Source organism: Nocardia sp. PE-7 (genome assembly GCF_030486425.1).
GTDB lineage: Bacteria > Actinomycetota > Actinomycetes > Mycobacteriales > Mycobacteriaceae > Nocardia > Nocardia salmonicida_A.
Map to the genome: position 1 here is coordinate 4,533,712 of NZ_CP129614.1, position 21,145 is coordinate 4,554,856.

General features: G+C 69.8%; 18 protein-coding genes. 10 read left to right on the forward strand and 8 right to left on the reverse strand.

The window, feature by feature from the left end:
• Window positions 1–19 precede the first annotated feature (19 nt).
• Entirely contained in the window at window positions 20–1,750 is a 1,731-nt protein-coding gene (locus tag QX204_RS21520) for a DEAD/DEAH box helicase (protein WP_301908060.1), read from the forward strand.
• Entirely contained in the window at window positions 1,750–2,298 is a 549-nt protein-coding gene (locus QX204_RS21525) for a hypothetical protein (RefSeq protein WP_301901836.1), read from the forward strand. The genes QX204_RS21520 and QX204_RS21525 overlap by 1 nt, the downstream gene beginning before the upstream one ends.
• 9 nt (window positions 2,299–2,307) lie before the next feature.
• On the opposite strand, the gene QX204_RS21530 is transcribed toward QX204_RS21525, so the two are convergent.
• Window positions 2,308–3,045 (reverse strand): SDR family NAD(P)-dependent oxidoreductase, encoded by a 738-nt coding sequence (locus tag QX204_RS21530; RefSeq protein WP_301901837.1) that lies wholly within the window; start codon window positions 3,043–3,045, stop codon window positions 2,308–2,310.
• A 159-nt stretch (window positions 3,046–3,204) separates the two neighbouring features.
• Between QX204_RS21530 and QX204_RS21535 the strand changes: the two genes are divergently transcribed.
• A complete protein-coding gene (locus QX204_RS21535) occupies window positions 3,205–3,807 on the forward strand; it encodes a TetR/AcrR family transcriptional regulator (protein ID WP_301901838.1) in 603 nt (200 codons plus the stop codon).
• A gap of 49 nt (window positions 3,808–3,856) precedes the next feature.
• On the opposite strand, the gene QX204_RS21540 is transcribed toward QX204_RS21535, so the two are convergent.
• A complete protein-coding gene (locus QX204_RS21540; protein ID WP_301908061.1) occupies window positions 3,857–5,584 on the reverse strand; it encodes a DEAD/DEAH box helicase in 1,728 nt (575 codons plus the stop codon).
• Between the two features lie 203 nt (window positions 5,585–5,787).
• Between QX204_RS21540 and QX204_RS21545 the strand changes: the two genes are divergently transcribed.
• Window positions 5,788–6,936, forward strand: a complete 1,149-nt coding sequence (locus QX204_RS21545) for a YihY/virulence factor BrkB family protein (protein ID WP_301901839.1) — start codon at window positions 5,788–5,790, stop codon at window positions 6,934–6,936.
• Here QX204_RS21545 and QX204_RS21550 read toward each other — a convergent pair.
• Entirely contained in the window at window positions 6,906–7,145 is a 240-nt protein-coding gene (locus tag QX204_RS21550; protein WP_056815556.1) for a DUF3039 domain-containing protein, read from the reverse strand. The genes QX204_RS21545 and QX204_RS21550 overlap by 31 nt on opposite strands.
• A 143-nt stretch (window positions 7,146–7,288) precedes the next feature.
• On the opposite strand from QX204_RS21550, the gene QX204_RS21555 reads away from it, so the two are divergent.
• Window positions 7,289–7,645 carry a DUF3099 domain-containing protein gene (locus QX204_RS21555; protein ID WP_056815558.1) on the forward strand — a complete coding sequence of 119 codons (357 nt, stop codon included), beginning with the start codon at window positions 7,289–7,291 and terminating at the stop codon, window positions 7,643–7,645.
• A 13-nt stretch (window positions 7,646–7,658) separates the two neighbouring features.
• Here the strand turns inward: QX204_RS21555 and QX204_RS21560 are convergent, their stop codons facing one another.
• Window positions 7,659–8,990: an MFS transporter gene (locus tag QX204_RS21560; RefSeq protein ID WP_301901840.1), complete on the reverse strand. Its 1,332-nt coding sequence runs from the start codon at window positions 8,988–8,990 to the stop codon at window positions 7,659–7,661.
• 249 nt (window positions 8,991–9,239) lie between these two features.
• Between QX204_RS21560 and QX204_RS21565 the strand changes: the two genes are divergently transcribed.
• The 3 genes from QX204_RS21565 to QX204_RS21575 all read left to right on the forward strand — a co-directional run bounded on the left by QX204_RS21565 (window position 9,240) and on the right by QX204_RS21575 (window position 12,731).
• Complete coding sequence (locus QX204_RS21565; RefSeq protein ID WP_301901841.1) at window positions 9,240–9,977, forward strand: VOC family protein; 738 nt, start codon at window positions 9,240–9,242, stop codon at window positions 9,975–9,977.
• Between the two features lie 117 nt (window positions 9,978–10,094).
• Complete coding sequence (locus QX204_RS21570; protein WP_301901842.1) at window positions 10,095–11,594, forward strand: DUF7782 domain-containing protein; 1,500 nt, start codon at window positions 10,095–10,097, stop codon at window positions 11,592–11,594.
• Between the two features lie 168 nt (window positions 11,595–11,762).
• Window positions 11,763–12,731 (forward strand): sigma-70 family RNA polymerase sigma factor, encoded by a 969-nt coding sequence (locus QX204_RS21575; RefSeq protein WP_301901843.1) that lies wholly within the window; start codon window positions 11,763–11,765, stop codon window positions 12,729–12,731.
• A 141-nt stretch (window positions 12,732–12,872) separates the two neighbouring features.
• Here the strand turns inward: QX204_RS21575 and QX204_RS21580 are convergent, their stop codons facing one another.
• Both QX204_RS21580 and QX204_RS21585 read right to left on the reverse strand, forming a co-directional pair.
• Window positions 12,873–15,956 carry a bifunctional acetate--CoA ligase family protein/GNAT family N-acetyltransferase gene (locus QX204_RS21580; RefSeq protein WP_301901844.1) on the reverse strand — a complete coding sequence of 1,028 codons (3,084 nt, stop codon included), beginning with the start codon at window positions 15,954–15,956 and terminating at the stop codon, window positions 12,873–12,875.
• Complete coding sequence (locus QX204_RS21585; RefSeq protein ID WP_301901846.1) at window positions 15,949–17,190, reverse strand: acetoin utilization protein AcuC; 1,242 nt, start codon at window positions 17,188–17,190, stop codon at window positions 15,949–15,951. Before QX204_RS21585 ends, QX204_RS21580 begins: the two co-directional genes overlap by 8 nt.
• A 129-nt stretch (window positions 17,191–17,319) precedes the next feature.
• Here QX204_RS21585 and QX204_RS21590 point away from each other — a divergent pair, with 129 nt between their 5' ends.
• Together QX204_RS21590 and galE are read left to right on the forward strand one after the other, a co-directional pair.
• A complete protein-coding gene (locus QX204_RS21590; protein WP_056815561.1) occupies window positions 17,320–18,006 on the forward strand; it encodes an iron-dependent transcriptional repressor DtxR in 687 nt (228 codons plus the stop codon).
• Window positions 18,007–18,009: 3 nt separating this feature from the next.
• Window positions 18,010–18,990 (forward strand): UDP-glucose 4-epimerase GalE, encoded by a 981-nt coding sequence (gene galE, locus QX204_RS21595; RefSeq protein WP_301901848.1) that lies wholly within the window; start codon window positions 18,010–18,012, stop codon window positions 18,988–18,990.
• Window positions 18,991–19,000: 10 nt separating this feature from the next.
• Here the strand turns inward: galE and QX204_RS21600 are convergent, their stop codons facing one another.
• Window positions 19,001–20,167: a DUF4192 domain-containing protein gene (locus QX204_RS21600; RefSeq protein WP_301901850.1), complete on the reverse strand. Its 1,167-nt coding sequence runs from the start codon at window positions 20,165–20,167 to the stop codon at window positions 19,001–19,003.
• Between the two features lie 146 nt (window positions 20,168–20,313).
• Entirely contained in the window at window positions 20,314–21,045 is a 732-nt protein-coding gene (locus tag QX204_RS21605; RefSeq protein WP_301901852.1) for a sensor domain-containing protein, read from the reverse strand.
• Window positions 21,046–21,145 lie beyond the last annotated feature (100 nt).

Below are 21,145 nucleotides of genomic sequence, written 5' to 3' on the forward strand. Positions count from 1 at the left end.
CTACCTCCCCGACCGTCATCTGTTCGCGTTGTGGACGTGGACCGGGCACGATGCCGGTGCCGCGCCGACGGGAATCGGCGACCAGGAGCAGCTCACCCTCGCGCTGCCCGTCGGTGAACGCGGCGCGATCGAACCCGTCGAGGTGGCGACCGCCGTGGTGACGCCCACCGAACTGGCCCACGTCACCCTCGACGACCTCGCCCCGTCCGCGTTGGCCTGGCGGGCATTGCTGACCGACGAACGGCCCACCGCATTGCCCACCGCCGCACACGCGGTGCCCGATGCGGTCGGCACCGCGATCGTCTCCGCCGAGCGCGCCGCGCGGGTGCTGTGCCAGACGCAGGCGCTCGACGAGGAGCTCGCCGGGGTCCTCGACGCCACGCTGCGGCCCTATCAGGTGCGCGGGGTCGGGTGGTTGCGCGAGACCGTCTCGGCGTACGGCGGGGCCGTGCTGGCCGACGAGATGGGCCTCGGCAAAACGGTGCAGACGATCGGGTTCCTCCAGGGGCGCGCCGACGAGCCACAGCTGGTGGTGTGTCCGACCTCGCTGGTGGGCAACTGGGTGCACGAGATCGAACGGTTCGCGCCGGGGCTGAAGCCGGTGTCGTGGCGTGGCGGTGCGGTGTCCGCAGGGGCGGGGACAGTTGTCGTGACCGGGTATCCGACTTTGCGGCTGCACGGGGCGGCACTGACCGGCGAGCAGTGGGCGACCGTGGTGTTCGACGAGGCGCAGGCGCTGAAGAATCCGCGCACCCAGGTCTCACGGGCGGCGCGCGGGTTGACCGCCGATGCGAAGGTCGCGCTGACCGGCACGCCGGTGGAGAACCACCTCGACGAGCTGTTCGCCCTGCTCAATCTCACCGTGCCGCGACTGTTCGCGCATCGAACGCAGTTCCGGCGCAGGTTCGTCAAGCCGATCGAGGAGGGTTCGGCCACGGCGGCGGCTCGGCTGCGCGATGCGGTCGAGCCGGTTGTCCTGGGACGCAAGAAGCTTCAGGTGGCGGCGTCGCTGCCGGCGAAGATCCACAGCGATCTGCTGTGCGATCTCACCGCCGAGCAGGAACGGGTGTACGACGCGGTCCTCGCCGAGGCGCTGGACGAGGGGTTCGGCTCCGGCCTGCAACGGCAGGGCCGAGTACTGGCCGCGCTGACCCACCTCAAGCAGGTGTGCAACCACCCCGGACTGGTCTCCGGCGACCTGGACGAACTCGCTGGCCGCTCCGGCAAGCTCGACCTGTGCACCGACATCGTCGCCACCAACCTCGACACCGATGACCCCACGCTGATCTTCACCCAGTACCGCAAGACCGGCGAGCTGCTGGTGCGTCACCTGGCCGAACAGTTCGGGGTCGAGGCGCCGTTCTTCCACGGCGGGCTCGACGCCGTCCAGCGCGGCGAGCTGGTCACCCGCTTCCAGGCACCGGACGGACCGCCGGTGCTGATCCTGAGCCTGCGCGCCGCGGGCACCGGCCTCACGCTCACCCGCGCGGCCGACGTGATCCATTTCGATCGCTGGTGGAATCCGGCGGTCGAGGCGCAGGCGTCGGACCGGGCGCACCGGATCGGGCAGACCCGGACCGTCACCGTCACCACCCTCACCAGCGCCACGACGGTGGAGGAACACATCGCGGCGATGCATACCCGTAAGTCCGCGCTGACGGATCTGTCCGATGCCGCGGGCATCGCCGAACTGGCCCGCCTCGACGACGACGCCCTCGTCGACATCCTGCGCCGGAAGCGAGAGAACTGATGGCCGACAACGAATTCGGTTACACCCTCTGGGGAAGGGACTGGGTGCGGCTGGCCGAACCGCTGCGCCAGACCCGCCCGGAGCCACTGCTGCCCCGGGCCCGCAGCATCGCCCGCAACGACGGTGTGGGCATCGAGATCGAGGGGCGCACCGTGCGCGCGCATCTGCATCGCGGCGGTCAGGCCTCGATCGCGCACGTCGAGGTGGCGCCGCTGTCGCGAGCGGCGGTGACCGCGATCGGTCACACGATCACCGATCCGACCATCCTCACCGACGAGATGCACCGGGCCCTGCTCGACGCGGGTCACTCCCCCGCGCCGAGCCTGGTGAGCACCGACTGTTCCTGCTCGGCGCGGACCGCGCGCTGCGTGCACGTGTTCGCGATGCTGTACACGATCGCGCGCAAGGTCGACGAGAATCCGCGCCTCGCACTGGAATTGCAGGGCTACTTCGACGCCACCACCGCCTCCGATCTGCCCACCCAGGAGCCGCGCTGGACCAGCATCAACAGTCTCGACCCGAGCCGGTTCTTCGTACCCGTCTCCTGAGCGGCAGGCTCAGGCGTTGGTGCCGCCGTCCACGGTGAGGATCGCGCCGGTGATCGACCGGCCGGACGGACCGGCGAGGAAGGTGACCAGATCGGCGACGTCGGCGGCGGCGCCGAACCGGCCGAGGGCATTGAACTCTCGTTGGGTCGGGGCGTGATCGCTGTTCGCCGGGTTCATATCGGTGTCGGTGGGACCCGGCTGCACGAGATTGACCGTGATGCCGCGCGGACCCAGTTCGCGCGCAAGGGCTTTGGTGAAGCCGTTGAGGGCCGACTTGCTCAGGTTGTACAGCGACAATCCGCCGAAGAGCGCCCGTTCGGACAGGTTGGAGCCGATGGAGATGATCCGGCCGCCGTCGCCGAGGTGCGGCAGCGCGGCCTGGCCCGCGACGAAGGCGGCGCGGGCGTGGATGTTCAGCGCGCGGTCGATCTCGTCGAGGGTGAACTCCTCGTAGGGCTTGGCCGGGAAGATGCCCGCGTTGTTCACGAGCACGTCGAGACCACCCAGGTCGCGCGCGGTCCGCTCGACGGCGGCGACGACCTGCGCGGCGTCGGCGCTGTCTGCTTTGATCGGCAGCGCCCGCCTGCCCAGCGCCTCGATCTCGGCGGCCACCGCCTTCGCGGCGACCTCGTCGCGCTGGTAGGTGAACGCCACATCGGTGCCCGCGGCGGCCAGGGCGCGGGCGATGGCCGCGCCGATCCCACGGCTCGCGCCGGTCACCAGGGCCACGGTGTTGCTGCTCGTCATCAGGCTCGCTCCAATTTTGTAGTGGTCGATACATAAATAGACAAGCGCACGCGCACCCAGCCGTCAAGAGTTTCTTATCGATCGACACAGAAATAGCGGGAGGCGCCGAAGCCCTCTCCCTGGGCGGTATATTTACCGATCGGCACAGAAAGGTTTCGCATGGCAGAACGCGGGCGTCCCCGAGGCTTCGACCGGGAAGTCGCGCTGCGCCGTGCCATGGAGGTGTTCTGGGAACGCGGCTACGACGGCGCCTCGATGAGCGACCTGACCGCCGCCATGGGCATCAACTCCCCCAGCCTCTATGCCGCATTCGGCGACAAGGAAGCCTTGTTCCGCGCCGCTGTCGAGCTCTACGGCCGCAGCGAGGGTTCCCACACCGCCAGGGCGCTGCGCGAGCAACCCACCGCCTACGCCGCGATCGAGGCGATGCTGCGCGACAACATCCCCCTCTACACCGACCCCGGCCTTCCGCACGGCTGCATGGTGGTGCTCGCCGGCGCGACCTACACCACCCGCAACGCCGCGGTCCGCGAATTCCTCGTCGAAGCCCGCCGCCGCACCACGGCCGATATCCGCGCCCGGCTCGACCGTGGCGTCACCGAAGGCGACCTCGCCCCCGACACCGATACCGCTTCACTCGCCATGCTTTTCAGCACCGTGCTCTACGGCCTGTCGATCCAGGCCAGAGACGGCGTCGGGCCCGACGAACTGAGCATCGCCGTGGACAGCGCCATGCAGACACTGGCGGCAGTGACACGCTAGGCGAGGCCAGACGGGGATCTCCGGCGAGTGCGACCGTCGACGGGATCTCTCAGAGTCGCCGCAGGGCCGCGATACGCTCGCCCAATTGATCGACACTGGCCAACGCCGTCGGCGGACCACCACATTCGCGGCGCAGTTCGCCATGGATCACGCCGTGGGGTTTGCCGGTGCGGTGGTGGTGCATAGCCACCAGGCTGTTGAGTTCGCGGCGCAGCTCGCCCAGTTTGTCGGAGGTGGCGACGCGTTCGGCGACGGCCGCGGGTTGCGGCGCGGATTCCTGCGCGGCGCTCCGGTCGGCGAGTTGGCGGGTCTGCCGGTCGCGCAGCAGTGCGCGCATCTGGTCGGCGTCGAGCAGACCGGGGATACCGAGGTAGTCGGCTTCCTCGTCGCTGCCCGCGATGGTGGCGGTGCCGAAGGAGGATCCGTCGTAGATCACCTGGTCGAGTTCGGCGTCGGCGGCGAGCGCGACGAAGGACTTCTCGTCTTCGCCCGGCTCGTCCTTGGCCTTGTTCGCGTCCATCAGCAGCTCGTCGTCGAGGCCGTCCTTCTCGCGATGCGGCTTGCCGATAACGTGATCGCGCTGCAGCTCGAGCTGCGCGGCCAGATCCAGCAGCACCGGCACCGACGGCAGGAACACGCTCGCGGTCTCCCCCGGCTTGCGAGCACGCACGAAACGCCCGATGGCCTGCGCGAAGTACAGCGGCGTCGACGCGCTGGTGGCATACACGCCGACGGCCAACCGGGGCACGTCGACGCCTTCGGACACCATGCGCACCGCCACCATCCACGGCTGGGTGCCCTTGCCGAACTCGCCGATGCGCTGCGAGGACTGTGGGTCGTCGGAGAGCACCACGGTCGGCCGCTCGCCGCAGATGTGTTCGAGCAGTTCGGCGTAGTCGCGGGCGCGTTCCTGATCGGTGGCGATCACCAGACCGCCCGCGTCGGGCATGCCGGAGTCGCGCAACTGGCGCAGGCGCATGTCGGCCGCGCGCAGCACCGACGAGATCCAGTCGCCCGCCGGGTCGAGCGCGGTGCGCCAAGCCCGCGCGGTGTGCTCGGCGCTGAGCGGTTCGCCGAGCCGGGCGGTGTGTTCCTCACCCGCGCTGTCGCGCCAGTGGGCGTCGCCGGAGTAGGCCAGGAACACCACCGGACGCACGACGCCGTCGGCGAGCGCGTCGGCGTAACCGTAGGAATGGTCGGCGCGTGAGCGCGGGAACCCACCTTCGTCGGGTTCGTAGGTGACGAACGGGATCTTCGAATCGTCACTGCGGAACGGGGTTCCGGTCAGCGCGAGGCGGCGCGTCGCGTCGCCGAACGCCTCCTCGGTCGCCTCACCCCAGGTCTTGGCGTCGCCCGCGTGGTGGATCTCGTCGAGAATCACCAGGGTGCGCCGGTTCTCGGTGCGTACCCGGTGCCGGGTGGGGTGCGCGGCGACCTGGGCATAGGTCACCACCACGCCGTGATAGTCGCCCGAGGTCGCGCCGGTGGAGTTGGAAAACCGCGAATCCAGCTGGATTCCCGTCCGCGCGGCCGCGGCCGACCACTGGTGCTTGAGGTGTTCGGTCGGGGCGACGACGGTGATCTGGTCCACCGTGCGATCGGCCAGCAACTCCGCGGCAACCCGCAGCGCGAAGGTGGTCTTACCGGCGCCGGGTGTCGCGACCGCGAGGAAGTCTCGCGGCTTGGTGGCCAGGTATTTCGTCAACGCGCGCCGCTGCCAGGCACGCAACGAGCCGGACGGGGCACCTCCCGCGGCAGTATCGCCCGGTGTCCCCACTTGCTTCGCCGTAGCGGCACCACCCGACCCAGTCACGCAGACGACCCTAGCCGCCCGATGCGGCGTGTCGCCAAACCGACGCGGGGTGGGCGACAGGCATCACAACCGCGCCCGTGGTCACCGGCCATTTACCTGTTACCCACCGACACGATGCCCTGCCCGCACCACACAGACCCCCATCGTGCGGGATGCTTGACACTGAGATGAGCAACGACCAGGTCCCGGCTGCCGACGCGGCGCACCCGCCGCGGGTGCTGCCGCCCCGCGACGCGCCCGCGCGCCCCGCGGCCGACGCGCAAGCAGCCCCGCAACGTCACAGCGATCGCGCACGGTGGGTGCGCTGGCTGGCTACGGCGTGGCGGCTGGTGGTCCGGGTCGCGGTCAAGTCCTGGGACAACTCGATTTTCGCCAAGTCCGCGGCCGCGGCGTTCTGGCAAACACTGTCGCTGGCACCGCTGCTGCTCGGTCTGCTCGGCAGCCTCGGCTACGTGGGCGGGTTGTTCGGGCCCGACACCGTGCTGATCGTGGAGAGCAAGATCATCGCGTTCAGCCGCGACTTCTTCAGTCCGTCGGTGGTCTCGGATCTGATCGAACCCACCGTCGACGATGTGCTCGGCAAGGGACGCGGCGCCTTGGTGTCGGTGGGTTTCGTGCTGTCGCTGTGGGCCGGATCCTCGGCCATGGCCACCTTCGTCGACGCGATCGTGGAGGCGCACGGGCAGCAGGACGCGCGTCATCCGGTCTGGCAGCGGATCTTCGCACTGCTGCTCTACGTACAGTTCCTGGTGGCCGCGGTGCTGATCTTGCCGGTGATCGCGCTGGGTCCCACGCGGATCGGGCGGGTGCTGCCCGAGGCGTGGCGTGAACCCGGGTTGCGGCTGATCGACACGTTCTACTACCCGATCGTCGGCGTGCTGCTGATCGTCGGGCTGACCACGCTCTACAAGTTGGCCCTGCACAAATCGCTGCCGTGGCATCGGCTCTTCGGCGGCGCGCTGGTGGCCGGCGTCTTCTTCCTCGCGGCCAGCGACCTGTTGCGCCGCTACCTGTCGTGGATCACCGCTACCGGGGTGAGTTACGGCGCGCTGGCCACCCCGATCGCGTTTCTGCTGTTCACGTACTTCCTCGGCTTCGCGGTGATCCTGGGCGCGGAGTTCAACGCCGCCGTTCAGGAGTTCTGGCCCGCCCGGGCCACCCGGATGGAGCAGGTCAAGGAGTGGATCACCAGCCAGGTGCGCGGTGACGACGAGGAGGTCGACGAGCACGACGAAGACGCCGATGCCTCACCCGTTGCACCGGCGTCACCGACCGAGCACTCCGCTCAGTCGCCGTCCTTGCGCAAGCCCTCGTAGACCTTCTTGCAGTCCGGGCACACGGGCGAGCCGGGCTTGGCCGAACGCGTCACCGGGAAAACCTCGCCGCACAGCGCGACGACCATCGTGCCCATCACGGCACTCTCGGCGATCCGGTCCTTCTTCACATAGTGGAAGAATTTGGGGGTGTCGTCGCTGGTCGTCTCGTCGGTCGTGGTTTCCGGGCGTACCAGAGTGTCTGTACTCACGCCTTCCATGATGCCGCATCCGGTGCCCGCACCGCTGACCAGCCGCGTGTGCGCTCGACGACGTCGAGTGGAAGACTCGGGGTATGCAGTCCTACGGCGATGACCCAGGCGCCGACGAATCGAAGCCGGACCCGGAAGTGACCATGCCCACCGAGCCCAAGTCCTCGCGTGGGTTCTTCCGTCCCGCCCCCGCCGAACACGCCGTGCTGATCACCGAGGCCGCGCCCTCGCTCGACGAGCAGCATCGCGCCAGAGTGCGCCGCTACACCTTCATCATGGCCTTCCGGATCCCGTGCCTGATCCTCGCCGCGATCGCCTACAGCGCGTTCGAGAATCCGCTGCTCTCGATCCTGATCATCGCCGCGTCGGTGCCGCTGCCGTGGATCGCGGTATTGATCGCCAACGACCGGCCGCCGCGCACCAAGGACGAACCCAGCCGCTGGGACGGCCGCAACAATCAGATCGCCCTCGAATCCAGACACCACAAGACGCTGGAATAGCCGCGAATTTCCGCTACACAGCCGTCTTCGGTCGGCGGACCAGCATCGACATGACGGCCGCGATCCCACAGAGCGCGCCCGCGAGATACCACGCGAGGTCGTAGGAACCCTGCAGGTCGCGGATGAGACCGGCACCGGTGGCCGCGATGGCGGCGCCGACCTGGTGGGCGGCGAAGACCCAGCCGAACGCGATCGGGCCGTCGGCGCCGAAGAGCTCACGGCACAGCAGCACCGTCGGCGGCACCGTCGCGATCCAGTCCAAGCCGTAGAACACGATGAACACCCACATACTCGGCTGGGTGTGCGGGCCGAGCAGCGACGGCAGGATCAGCAGCGACAGACCGCGCAGCGAGTAGTAGCCGAGCAACAGGTAGCGCGGGTCGATCCGGTCGGAGAGCCAGCCCGAGGCGATGGTGCCTGCCACATCGAAGATTCCGACCAGCGCCAGCAGACCGGCCGCGGTGGTCGGTGGCATGCCGTGGTCGTGGGCGGCGGTGACGAAATGGGTGCCGACCAAGCCGTTGGTGGAGGCGCCACAGATCGCGAATCCGCCTGCCAGCAGCCAGAATCCGGGCCTGCGCGCGGCCGAGGCCAAGACCTTCAACGCCCGGTTCGCGCCCCCGGCGATCGGCACCCGCACACCCACGTCCGACCCCGCCGGCGCCCCGTAGGCACGCACATCCACATCGCTGGGATAGTCGCGCACGAACAACCACACCAGTGGCACCACCGACAGTGCCACCGCCGCCACGAGCAGTGACGGCAGTCGCCAGCCGTGCTCGGTGGCGAGCATCGACACCAGGGGCAGGAACACCAGCTGACCGGTCGCGCCCGCGGCGGTGAGCACCCCGGTGACCAGACCACGACTCCGGACGAACCAGCGTCCGGTGATCGTCGCGACGAACGGCATGGACATCGACCCGACGCCGATGCCCACCAGCAGTCCCCACGTCGCCACCAGCTGCCACGCCTGGGTCATGAACACCGTCAGCCCGCTGCCCGCGGCGATCAGCACCAGCGCCGAACACACCACCTTGCGGATGCCGAATCGGTCCATCAACGCGGCGGCGAACGGCGAGATCAGGCCGTAGAGCAGCATATTCAGCGAGATGGCGGTGGAGATCGTGGCGTGCGACCAGCCGAATTCGGTGTGCAACGGTTCGATGAGAACGCTGGGCACCGAGCGGAAGGCGGCCGCGCCGAGCAGGGCGACGAATCCGACGCCCGCCACGATCCACGCGGGGTGGAGTCGGTGACGTTCGTCGGGGACCGAGGCCGGTGTGCGGGTGAGGTTGTCGGCCGGGTCGTCGCCGAGGGGCGGCACAGGCGCACGTAAATCGGTCACTCGGTCAGCGTGCCGGATCAGCGCCGAGCGAGCGAGTGGCCGGTGTGACATGTTTCGTCGATATCCTGCCACCACCCCTCGGGCAGACGCGGCACGAAACGAAGCGCCGCTACAGCGGCACACCTCACGGCTGTCGACAGCGGAGCCCCGGCCGCCTACCGTTCGGACAGGACAATCCGCACGGCCTGACAGGGCAACCGAATTCGGCCGACGTCTCCGCGAGTGTCCTCATATCGAAAGGGAGACAGCATGATTCGCTGGACCTGGGCATTTCTCGATCGGCCCGTCGATACCTTCGCCGACTGCGCGCGGTTCTGGGCGAAGGTCACCGATTCCACGGTGTCGGCACCGCGTGGCGAGCACGACGAATTCGTCACCCTGCTGCCCGCCACCGGACCCGCGTGGATCAAGATGCAAGCGGTCGATGACGACGGCGGCATCCATCTCGACCTCGACGTCGACGACATCCCCGCGGCGGTAGCGACCGCGACCGGACTCGGCGCCCGCGTCGTCGCCGAGCTGCCCGCCTACACCGTGCTGCGATCGCCTGCCGGACAGACGTTCTGCTTCACTCCAGCCGCCGACACGTCGGATCTCGGGCCCGCACCGGTGACGGTGTCGACCGCACCCGACGGCACAGTGACGCGCCTGGACCAGATCTGTCTCGACCTGTCTCCCCGCGACATCGACGCCGATACCGCCTTCTGGCAGTCACTCACCGACTGGACACACAAGCCCGGCCGCCGCCCGGAATTCTCCCGCCTCCGCGGCCCCGACCAGCCACTGCACTTTCTGCTCCAACGCCTCGACGACCCCGGACCCACCGGCGCGCACGTCGACCTGGCCTCGTCGAACATCGCCGCCACCGCCGCCTGGCACGAGTCCCTCGGCGCCACCCGAATCACCGACGGCGAACAGTGGATAGTCCTACGAGACCCCGGAAACGCCGTGTACTGCGTGACATCCAGAGACCCCTACACCGGCTGAGCCACCTTCGGCGCCCAGGCGACCCGGGCTCTGCGCACCGGGCGACACGCAGCGGCAGCTGGTCGATCTCGGCCCTCGCGGTCCTGGCAGAGTAGGCGAGTGCCTACGAACCCGACGATGACCGACTCCCTGCTCACCGCACTGTGCCCGGACCTGCGCACCGCGCTGATCCGGGTCGGCTACGACGCCGACACACTGGTGGAGGCGCTGGGACCCGATGTGCATGCGGCACTGAGCCGTTCGGAGCCGGTGCCGGTGCGCCGGGCCGCGCGGGCGGCGGGCGACCTGGGCACGCTGGTGCGGTTGTTGCTGCTCGGCGACGTGTTGCCCGAGCGCGAGGTCGCCACCGCGCTGGCGCCGGTGCGCATCGACGCGGCGGTGGCGGCCGGTCTGCTCACGCGCGAGGGTGACGAGGTCATGGCCGCGCTGGATCTGCGGCCGCTCGATGCCGGCGCGGGTACGCGGTGGATCCTCTCCGATCTCGATGATTCGATGCGTCGGCGCACGCTCACCGAGGATCACGTTCTCGGCGTCGGGCACGCGTCGCTGTCGTTGCTGCGAGCGACACCGACCGAACCGGTCGGCACCGTATTGGATCTGGGCACCGGTTGCGGTGTGCAGGCCGTGCACGCGGCGGGTTACGCGGGTCGGGTCACCGCGACCGACGTCAACGCGCGCGCCTTGTGGCTGGCCCAGGCCACAGCGGCGCTCAACGAACTCGATATCGAACTGCTCGAAGGGTCCTGGTTCGAGCCGGTGGCCGGGCGGCGCTTCGATCAGGTGGTGGCCAATCCGCCGTTCGTGGTCGGTCCGGCTCGCATCGAGCACACCTATCGCGACTCCGGCCTCGCCCTGGACGGCGCCAGCGAACTGGTGATCGGGCAGGCGCCCGAGCTGCTGGCGCCCGGCGGCACGGCGGCCATGCTCGCGGCCTGGGTGCACGTGGACGGCGAGGACTGGCGGCAACGGGTGTCGAGCTGGTTGCCCGCACACGGCGTCGACGCGTGGGTCGTGCAGCGCGACGTCGCCGACCCGGCCCTCTACGTCGGCACTTGGCTGCGCGACGCGGGCCTGGACCCCCGTGACCCGGCCGCCCAGGAACAGGCCACGCGGTGGCTCGACGCCTTCGACGCCGCCGATGTCGAAGGCGTCGGGTTCGGGTTCGTCTATCTGCGCGCGATCGACGGCCCCACCGAACTCCTCGCCGAGGACCTCACCCACGGCTTCGACGACCCGCTCGGCACCGAGGTGGCCGGGTACTTCGCGCGGTCGGCCTGGCTGCGCGCGGTGGCCGGCGACGACAGGCTCGCGTGGACCTCCCGTTTCGCGCCGAGCCCGGCGACCGCGTTGGAACGGGTGTTCCTGCCCGGCGAGTTCGGCTGGACCGAGCAGGTGACCCGGCTCCATCGCGGCGACGGACCCCGCTGGCAGCACGAGGTCGACGAGTCGACCGTCGCACTGGTGGCGGGAATGCGGCCCGACGGGCTGCCGTTGTACGAATTGCTCGAATTACTCGCCCTCGCCGACGGAGCCGACCAGGTCACGCCGGAATTCGCCGCCCAGGCACTCGGTGTGGTCGCCGGACTCGTGCGCCACGGATTGGTGCGACCCGTCTGAATCGGCCCGCGGTGGCGCGAGTTCCGGCTACGGCGCTCTTCTCAGGAACTTCTCAGCCGTTGGGGTGGGAACCAGCAGCTCAGAGCGGTTTATCGACCGCGGGAACGGGAACTTTCTCTACGTCGGGTCCGTTGAACGGAATGAGACACCACCGACAGGAGGCAAGTCATGACAAGCCCCGCCACCACTCGTTTGCGCCCCAGCGAGGCCGATATCGACGCCCAGAGCCCGGCAGCCGATCTGGTACGCGTGTACCTCAACGGAATCGGACGCACGGCACTGCTCACGGCGGCCGACGAGGTCGAGTTGGCCAAGCGCATCGAGGCGGGCCTGTATGCCCAGAACCTGCTATCGACCGGTAAGCGGTTGACGGCGGCTCGCAAGCGTGATCTGGCGATCCTGGTCCGCGAGGGCTCCGCCGCCCGCTCGCACCTGCTCGAGGCCAACCTGCGTCTGGTCGTATCCCTGGCCAAGCGCTACACCGGCCGCGGCATGCCGCTGCTGGACCTGATCCAGGAGGGCAACCTCGGGCTGATCCGCGCGATGGAGAAGTTCGACTACGCCAAGGGCTTCAAGTTCTCCACCTACGCCACCTGGTGGATCCGTCAGGCCATCACCCGCGGCATGGCCGACCAGAGCCGCACCATCCGGCTGCCCGTGCACCTGGTCGAACAGGTGAACAAGCTCGCCAGGATCAAGCGCGAACTGCACCAGCAGCTGGGCCGCGAGGCCACCGACGCCGAACTCGCCAACGAGTCGGGCATCCCGGTGGAGAAGATCGCCGACCTGCTCGATCACAGCCGCGACCCGGTGAGCCTGGACATGCCCGTCGGCAACGACGAGGAGGCCCCGCTCGGCGACTTCATCGAGGACTCCGAGGCCACCTCCGCCGAGAACGCCGTCATCGCCGGCCTGCTGCACCACGACGTGCGCAGCGTCCTGGCCACCCTCGACGAGCGCGAACAGCAGGTCATCCGCCTGCGCTTCGGTCTCGACGACGGCCAGCCGCGCACCCTGGACCAGATCGGCAAGCTGTTCGGCCTGTCCCGTGAACGAGTGCGCCAGATCGAGCGCGAGGTCATGTCCAAGCTGCGTAAGGGCGACCGCGCCGACCGTCTGCGCGCCTACGCCAGCTGATCCGAAACTCGACGGCCCCACGGGGTCGTCTGCCGAAACGCCGACCGGCGACCGCGAACTCTCCCCTCCGGGTCGCGAGCCGGTCGGCGTTGTTCGTTCACCGGCCCCATCTCGGGTAGCCGACGGTCAGGGTCGGCGACGTCAGGCCAATCGGCGGGGGCCGGTGTCGAAGCGGCTCGGTTCGGGACCGATACGGGCCCGGGCGTAGATGATCTCCGCCGACGCCGAGGCCGCGAGCACGGGATCGCACGAGAGTTCGCGCATCTGGGGGATGTCGTCGAACAGGGCCGAAATGCGTTGGGCCAGTTCGGCGAGGGCCGCCTTGTCGACCCCGGTCCGGCCCGGACCCTCCGACAACAGTGGCGCTGCTCGCGGTGCGTCGATGAGCGCGGTCGCCTCGTCCTGGGTCAGCGGTAGTGCGCGGTAGGCGCGGTCGCCGAGCAGGTCGATGATCATGCCGGACAGACCGAATTGGATGACCGACCCGAACGAAGGGTCATCGGTGACGCGCAGCACGCAGCCGACCCCCTTGGTCGCCATCTTCTGCACGTGCAGGAGCGGATCTCCGCAGATCTCCACCAGGTCGGTGTAGGCCTGATGGACCGCCTCCGGCCCCCACAGATCCAGGCGAACACCGATCAGATCAGGCCGACGCCGCCACAGCTCCCCGGTGGCCTTGGCCGCCACCGGATAGCCCAGCTCCTCGGCCGCGGCGACGGCCTGCTCGGCATCGCGCACCGCCCGGAACTCGACCACGTCGATCCCGTAGCAGCCGAGCAGCAGCACCGCCTCCTCATCGGTGAGCCAACGTCCGCCCGATTCGGCCAACCAGCCCTCCACGAGCGCCGCCGCGGCCGCGGTGTCGATCCCGGGCGGGCGAACGACCGGCGAGATCGGCCGGTCCCGCCAGCGCGCGTACCGGTCGACCCTGGCCAGCGCACGCGCGGCCCGTTCCGGGTCCGGGAAGGACGGGATCGATCCGCGCGCCGGCGCACCCGCGGTGGTCCGCACCGCCAACTGCCGCGGAATGCCCGATTCCGCGACAAAGGTGGTGAGCACCGGCTTCCCCGGCGCTGCCGCGGCGGCCGCCCGCAAAGCATCCCCGAAGCCCTCCATCGGCACCGGAACCGGCGGCGCGACCACGACGATCACCGCGTCGACCTCGTCGCTGCGCAGCGCCGCGAGGACCGCTTCCCGGAAGTCGGCGGGCGTGGCCTCCGGACCCAGGTCCACCGGCCCGTCGACTCCCACCCCGACAGTTTCCCGCTCGATGGGCTCGGCGGTGTCGGTCTCCCGGGCGGGAGGCTCGATGCTGTCGGCATTACGACCGGCCCGTCGAGCGCTCCGCACACCCCACCCGGACCGGCCGACACGATCGGACCCCTGCTCCGCGCGGTCGGAATCCCGTCCGGTCCGCCGCCCACGATCCGTTCCACGCCCGGCCCTGCCACGATCGGCCTCCCGACCGATTCGTCCGGCGCGGTCCGAGTCCCTGTCGGGCACTTCCGCCGGATCTCGGTCGATCCGCGGCGAACTGTTCGTACCGCGCTCAGCCTGCACCGCCCCCTGCGAATCCCGCTCGATCGACCGGGTGATCTGCAGGCCGCGTTCGGTCGGTCGGGCGCCGGGACCACGGTCGACAGCGGTGACGGGCCGATACACCCGCAACCCTTCGCCGCGCGCCGCGTCGATCGCCAGCCAGTTCAGTGCGGCGCTGTTGCCGACCACGGCGACCCGGGGGCCCTTCGGGAGCGGCTGACAGGCCAGCAGGGCGGCGCAGTCGAACAGTTCGGAGATGGAGTCGACCTGGATGATCCCGGCTTGTCCGAACAGGTCACGGACCACCGTGCGGTCCATGTCGGCGCCCGCGGCGAGGCGCCCGCTGCTCACCGCCACGATCGGTTTGCCGCGGGCCACCCGGCGGGCCAGACGAGAGAACTTGCGCGGATTACCGAAGCTCTCCAGGTACAGCAGGATCACCTCGGTATCGGCGGCGGTATCCCAGTACTGGAGCAGATCGTTGCCCGAGACATCAGCCCGGTTGCCTGCCGAGACGAACGTCGACAGGCCCAGATTGCGGGCCGCGGCCTCGCCGAGAATCGCCGCACCGAGCGGTCCGGACTGGCAGAAGAACCCGATCCGTCCCCGCTCCGGCAGGACCGGGGCCAGCGTGGCGTTCAGACCGACCGCGGGGTCGGTGTTGGCGATGCCGAGCGCGCTCGGCCCGACCACCCGCATGCCGTGCCCGCGCGCGGCGGCGACCAGGTCGTGTTCGGCGGCCAGCCCGGCCGCCCCGGTCTCACCGAAACCCGCGGTCAGCACGACCAGGCCCTTGACTCCCTTGGCCATGCAGTCGTCCAGGACCGCCCCGATCGCGGCGGGCGGCACCGCCACCACCGCCAGGTCCACCTCGTCGGGGATCTCACGCACCGTGGCGTAGGCCCGCACGCCGCGCACCGAACGCCGGTGCAGATTCACCGGGAACACCGGCCCGCTGAAACCGCCCGCGAGCAGATTCGCGAGCACGGCGCCGCCGACGCGGGTCCGTTCCGGTGACGCGCCGATCACCGCGACCGAACCGGGAGCGAGCAGGTTTCCGACGCTGCGCGCCTCCGAGGCGGCCTCCCGTGAATCCCGCACCGTGCGCAGCGCCTCGGTGGGGTCGATGGCGAATTCGAGGTGTACTTCGGAACCGTCACGACTGCGCTGCAGTTGGTAGCCCGCCTCGCGGAAGACTGTGATCATCGCCTCGTTCTCGGCCAGCACCTCGGCGACGAACGCGACCACTTCGTTCTCGGCGGCGGCACCGGCCAGATGCTCGAGCAGCACCGAACCGAGCCCGCGTCCCTGATGCTCGTCGGCGACCACGAAGGCCACCTCGGCCGCACGTGGGCCCTGCCGGGCGAGCAACTCGTAGCGGGCCACGGCGATGATGGCCGTGCCGAGTACCGCGACGAGGCCGACCCGATCGCGGTAGTCGACGTGGGTGGTGCGGTACATGTCCTTCGGCGAGATCTGCGGGTACGGACCGAAATAGCGCAGATACCGGGTGCGGTCGGACAGACCGGTGTGAAAGGCCGCGAGCGCGTCGGCATCGGCGGGCACGATCGGACGCACCTGGACCACACCGCCGTCGGCGGCGAGCACGTCGCCGTACCAGTGTTGGGGTGGCGCAGGCGGATTCGCGGGCGTGTCGGAAGTATCGGGCAGCAGTGGCTCAGTCACGTGGATCCTCCGGGTCGAGACCCAGCAGGCCGAAACTCGCCCGCCGGGTGGCCGTGATGGCGGTGTCGACCGCTCGCTGGGCGCGGATCTGGCCCGCGTCGCCGATCTCGGGCGTGCCGCCCGGTCCGTCCCATGGGCGGTAGGCGGTGTCGCCGCCGTCGCCCATGGACGTCGGTGGCTGCACCCGCGGCGCGGACGCTCGCACCTGTTCGATCCAGTCGGCGGGCACCGGAGTTTCGGGGGCCAGTGGGCGGTCGAGTGCCGCGGCGAGCAGGTGGGTCCAGGCTCGCGGCACCACGCGCACCACGCCGTATCCGCCGCCGCCGATCGCCAGCCACCGCCCCTCGGCGTATTCGTCGGCCAGGTCCCGCATCGCGAGAAACGCCGCGCGCTGACCGTCGACGGTGAGCTCCAGATCGGCCAGCGGATCTTCGCGGTGGGTGTCGACACCGCATTGGCTGACGATGATCTGGGGCCGGAACGCGGCCACCGCCCCGGGTACCACCGCGTGAAATCCCCTCAACCACTGCGCGTCTCGCGTTCCGGGCAACAGCGGCAGGTTGATCGAGGTGCCTTCGGCGGTCCCGACCCCGGTCTCCTCCGGCCAACCGGTGTTGGGCCACAACGTCGCCGGATGCTGGTGCAGCGAGACCGTGAGCACGCGCGGATCGCCGTAGAAGGCCCGCTGCACCCCGTCGCCGTGATGGACATCGACGTCGAGGTAGGCGATGCGATCGAAGCCGTTCTCCAGCAGCCACGAGATGGCGATCGCGGCATCGTTGTAGACGCAGAACCCCGCCGCCGAATCCGGCATGGCGTGGTGCATTCCGCCGCCGATACTCACCGCGCGCCGCGTACGGCCCGCCGCGATCTCCCGCGCGGCGGCCAGGGTGCCGCCGACGATCACCGACGCGGCCTCGTGCATGTGCGGGAACACCGGATTATCGGCGGTTCCGAGGCCGTAGACGGCATCCTCGGGCGTCGGCGGCCCTTGCCCGGCCCGGCGCACCGCCTCGATGTAGGCGCTGCTGTGGACCCGCATCAGATCCGATTCGGTGGCCGCGTCGGGTGCCAGCGGCTCGACACCGTCGAGAAGACCTAAGCTTTGGGCGAGCGACATGGTGTATCGCAGGCGCGCCGGCTTCATCGGATGCTCCGGACTCCAGGTGTAACCGAGGAATCGCTCGGTCCATACGACAGTCCCTGCGTGTTCGCTGCTCGGCAACGTGACCATGCTCGCCACGCTAGCCGGAAGCAGCGGACCCCGTGCGGCGTTGACATGCAGTAGAAATAGGGCCGCTGGTCCGACGGGCGGACCGGCGTTCGCGCGTGGGTAGAATTCGTGCTGACGAAGGGGTATCAGGTGAAGGATCTGGTCGACACCACGGAGATGTATCTCCGTACCATCTACGACCTCGAGGAAGAGGGCGTGGTGCCCTTGCGGGCGCGTATCGCCGAACGCCTCGAGCAGAGTGGTCCCACGGTGAGCCAGACGGTCGCGAGGATGGAGCGCGACGGCCTGTTGCTCGTCGCCGGCGATCGCCATCTCGAGCTCACCGACAAGGGTAGGTCCATGGCGGTGTCGGTGATGCGCAAGCACCGGCTCGCCGAGCGGTTGCTGGTCGACATCATCGGATTGGATTGGGAGAACGTGCACGCCGAGGCGTGTCGCTGGGAGCACGTGATGAGCGAGGAGGTGGAGCGGCGCCTGATCGAGGTGCTCAACCACCCGACCACCTCGCCCTACGGCAACCCGATTCCCGGCCTGGACGAACTCGGCCTCGCCGATGCTCCCGCCGCCGAGGAGAAGCTGATCCGGCTCTCCGATCTGCCCAACGGCGCGCTGCACGCGGTGGTCGTGCGCAGGTTGGCCGAGCACATCCAGACCGACCCGGAGGTCATCGGGCGGTTGCGTGAGGCGGGTGTGGTGCCCGACGCTCGCGTTACCGTGGAGACCAAGCCGGGTGCGGTACTGATCACAGTGCCGGGCCACAACGGTTTCGAACTGTCCGAAGAGATGGCGCATGCCGTCCAGGTGAGGCTGGTCTGATTCGTGAAACTCCTTGTCACCGGCGGCGCCGGCTATGTGGGTGGCGGCTGTGCCGCCGTGCTGCTCGAAGAGGGCCACGAGGTCGTCGTCGTCGACGACCTCTCGACCGGTAACGCCGACGGCGTTCCGGCCGGGGCCCGATTCGTCGACGGTGATATCGCCGTCGCCGCCCCCGATCTGCTGCGTGCCGAATCCTTCGACGGCGTCCTGCATTTCGCGGCGCAGTCGCTGGTCGGCGAGTCGGTGGAGCAGCCGGAGAAGTACTGGCACGGCAATGTCGTGAAGACGCTGACGCTGCTGGAGGCGATCCGCGAGTCGGGCACACCGCGCCTGGTGTTCTCCTCCACGGCCGCGGTGTACGGCGAGCCCGAGCAGGTCCCGATCACCGAGGACTCGCCCACTCGCCCCACCAATCCCTACGGTGCGAGCAAACTGGCCATCGACCACGCCATCACCTCCTACGCGGCGGCGCACGATCTGGCCGCGACCAGCCTGCGCTACTTCAACGTGGCAGGCGCCTATGCCGGGCTCGGCGAGAACCGGGTCGTGGAAACACATCTGATCCCCCTCGTGTTGCAGGTGGCGCTGGGTCACCGCAAGGCCATTTCGGTGTACGGCACCGACTGGCCGACGCCGGACGGTACGTGTGTGCGCGACTACATCCACATCCGCGATCTGGCGCAGGCGCACCTGCTCGCGCTGTCGTCGTCGCAGCCGGGCACGCACCGGATCTGCAACCTGGGTTCGGGCACGGGTTTCTCGGTGCGCGAGGTGATCTCGGCGTGCGAGCGGGTCACCGGCCTGCCGATCGAGACGATCGACGCGCCGCGGCGCGCGGGCGATCCGGCCGTCCTGATCGCCTCGAGCGACCGCGCGGTCGCCGAACTGGGCTGGCGACCCGAGCACAACGACCTCGACGAGATCGTCTCCGACGCTTGGGATTTCCTGCGTTCCCTCGGCACGAAGGCACACAGCGCGCGCTGAAACGCCCGCCTCACGGGGCGATCGGGCCGATGTCGACCCCGAGGTCGGCGGCGATCTGGTGACCGCAATGCGCGAGTCTGCGCAGCCGTTCGGGCCGCAATCCGGTCTGTAGCGAAGTCTCCAGCAACGCCGCCATCGCGTGCTCGGCGTCGGCCTCCACGGCGGCGGCGACAGCGACGCCTGCGAAGGGGCCGTCGCCGCGCAGATAGGCGCTGAAACCGAGCAGGGCCGCTGCTTCGGCGCGGTCGGCACCGGGCGTCGCCCGCGCCAGCTGTGCCCACAGCAGCTCGGCGGCTTCGGCGTGATCGCCCAGCGCCAGCCCGTACATGGCGTCGCGGATCGGCCGGTCACGCAGGGTCACGGCCAGTCGCGCGAGTTCGCGCTCGGCCCGCGGTGCGCCGGACGCGGTGTCGGCGATCTGCCACAGCACCCATTCCAATGCCCGCCGCTGGTAGGCGAGCATGTTCCCGGCGCGCGTCGCCGCCGCCAGCCCACCCCGATACCGCGCGTGCGCCGCCCCGAGCTGGGCACGCACTCGCGCGCTCAGCAGGTCGTCGGGCATCATCAGCGCGGTCATCTCCCGGCGGGAACCGCGAATCTGCTTGCCTTCCAGCACATGTGACACAGCGACGATCGAGGATGACGGATCGGCGACCAGACCGGTCCCGACCGTGCCGAAGACGCTGCGGTAGCGCTCGCCCGCCACGATCGCCCGCACCGACCAGGCGCCGCGCACCTCGATTCCGTCCTCGGCCAGCGCGTCGATCAACTCGGCGGCGCGCAGGACTTCCTCCCCCTCGAACTCGGCGCGGTCCTCGACGAAGACGACAAGCACCCCGGTTGCCTCTTCGCGCAGGCAGATCGATGACAGGCAGGCGGTGAACTGGTCGAGCAGCCGCCTGTCGGTGGCCACATCGAGGTCGAAGCGCACCACCGCCTCGATCGCCTCGACCACACCGCCCGCCACCTGGTGCAGCACCGCGACGACGAGGGATCGTTCGGGCACGAAGCCGAGCATCGCGGGCAGGGCGGCGATCAGTTCACCGGGTTCGTCGACCCGCAGCGGTGGGCGCGGTCGTTCGCCGGGATAGCGGGGGGTCGATTCGGCGCAGCCGAGTGCGCGGGGAAACGGTCCGGTGCGCGCGGGCCGGCGGGTGGGGTTCGTCGATGGCGTCATGACTCCACCGTGCCCGCCGCCGGCCGCACACCGGCCGCGCCGACCTGGGCTTTCATCCACCCTGTGAGTAGCGCCGGAACTGTGGAGTAACCCCGGTCCCGGCACCGCGACGCCGGTGAATCTGTCACCGCCCCGTGGTAGTCGCGTCAGCTGCCGCGCACGGAGGCGACGGTTGTCGCGAACATCTCGTCCACGGCGGCCGTATCCGGTTGTCCCGCACCGAAAGTCATCGATGTCACCGTGATGCGCACATCGCCGATCTGCCCGATCGAGGTCTGCATCGTCTGGGTCAGCCCGGCACCACCGACTTCGGGAACCACGGTGCGTCGCAACGCTATCGCGTCATCGGTACCGGCAGGCACGGTCTGGTCGAGCACCGTCGTGACAGTGGAACCCGCACCGGCCCGCCGCACCTGGATCTGTCCGCACTCGCGGAGCCGATCACGCAGCCGCGCCACCGGTTCGGCGCTCCGCGACAGTTCGACGGTGAGCGTGGCCCGGCTCGCGTCATCGGATCCGACCGCCACCGCCGCCGGCTCCCCACCTGGCTCGGGCTCGGTCGGCGTGCACTGCGCCGGGCTGACCGACGCACCCGCGCCGACTCCGTCGAGATCACCCGCTGCGGCCGCCGCCGCCTGCGCGGGCAGCACCACCGCCGGGTACCGAGCCGGAAAGGTCGACGGCGACGGCAACAGCTCGGCCAACGCACCGTCGACCTGTCGCACCGAGACCGCGCTCTCGGCGACCGGCGTCCCGCTGACACTCTGCGCGCACCCGGTGAGCGCGAACGCCACTGTCGCCAACCCCAGCCACCAGCGACGCAGGCCAGGATCACCCGCGCGGATCGGTGTCGCCTGCGCCACGTTCACACCGTCCACTGTGCCCCACCTCGTCGATCGGCTCGGTCCCGCCACGCCGTGTGGGGACACACACCAGCCCCGACGACCACCGCCGGTGGCCCCCTGGCCGCGGCAGTGC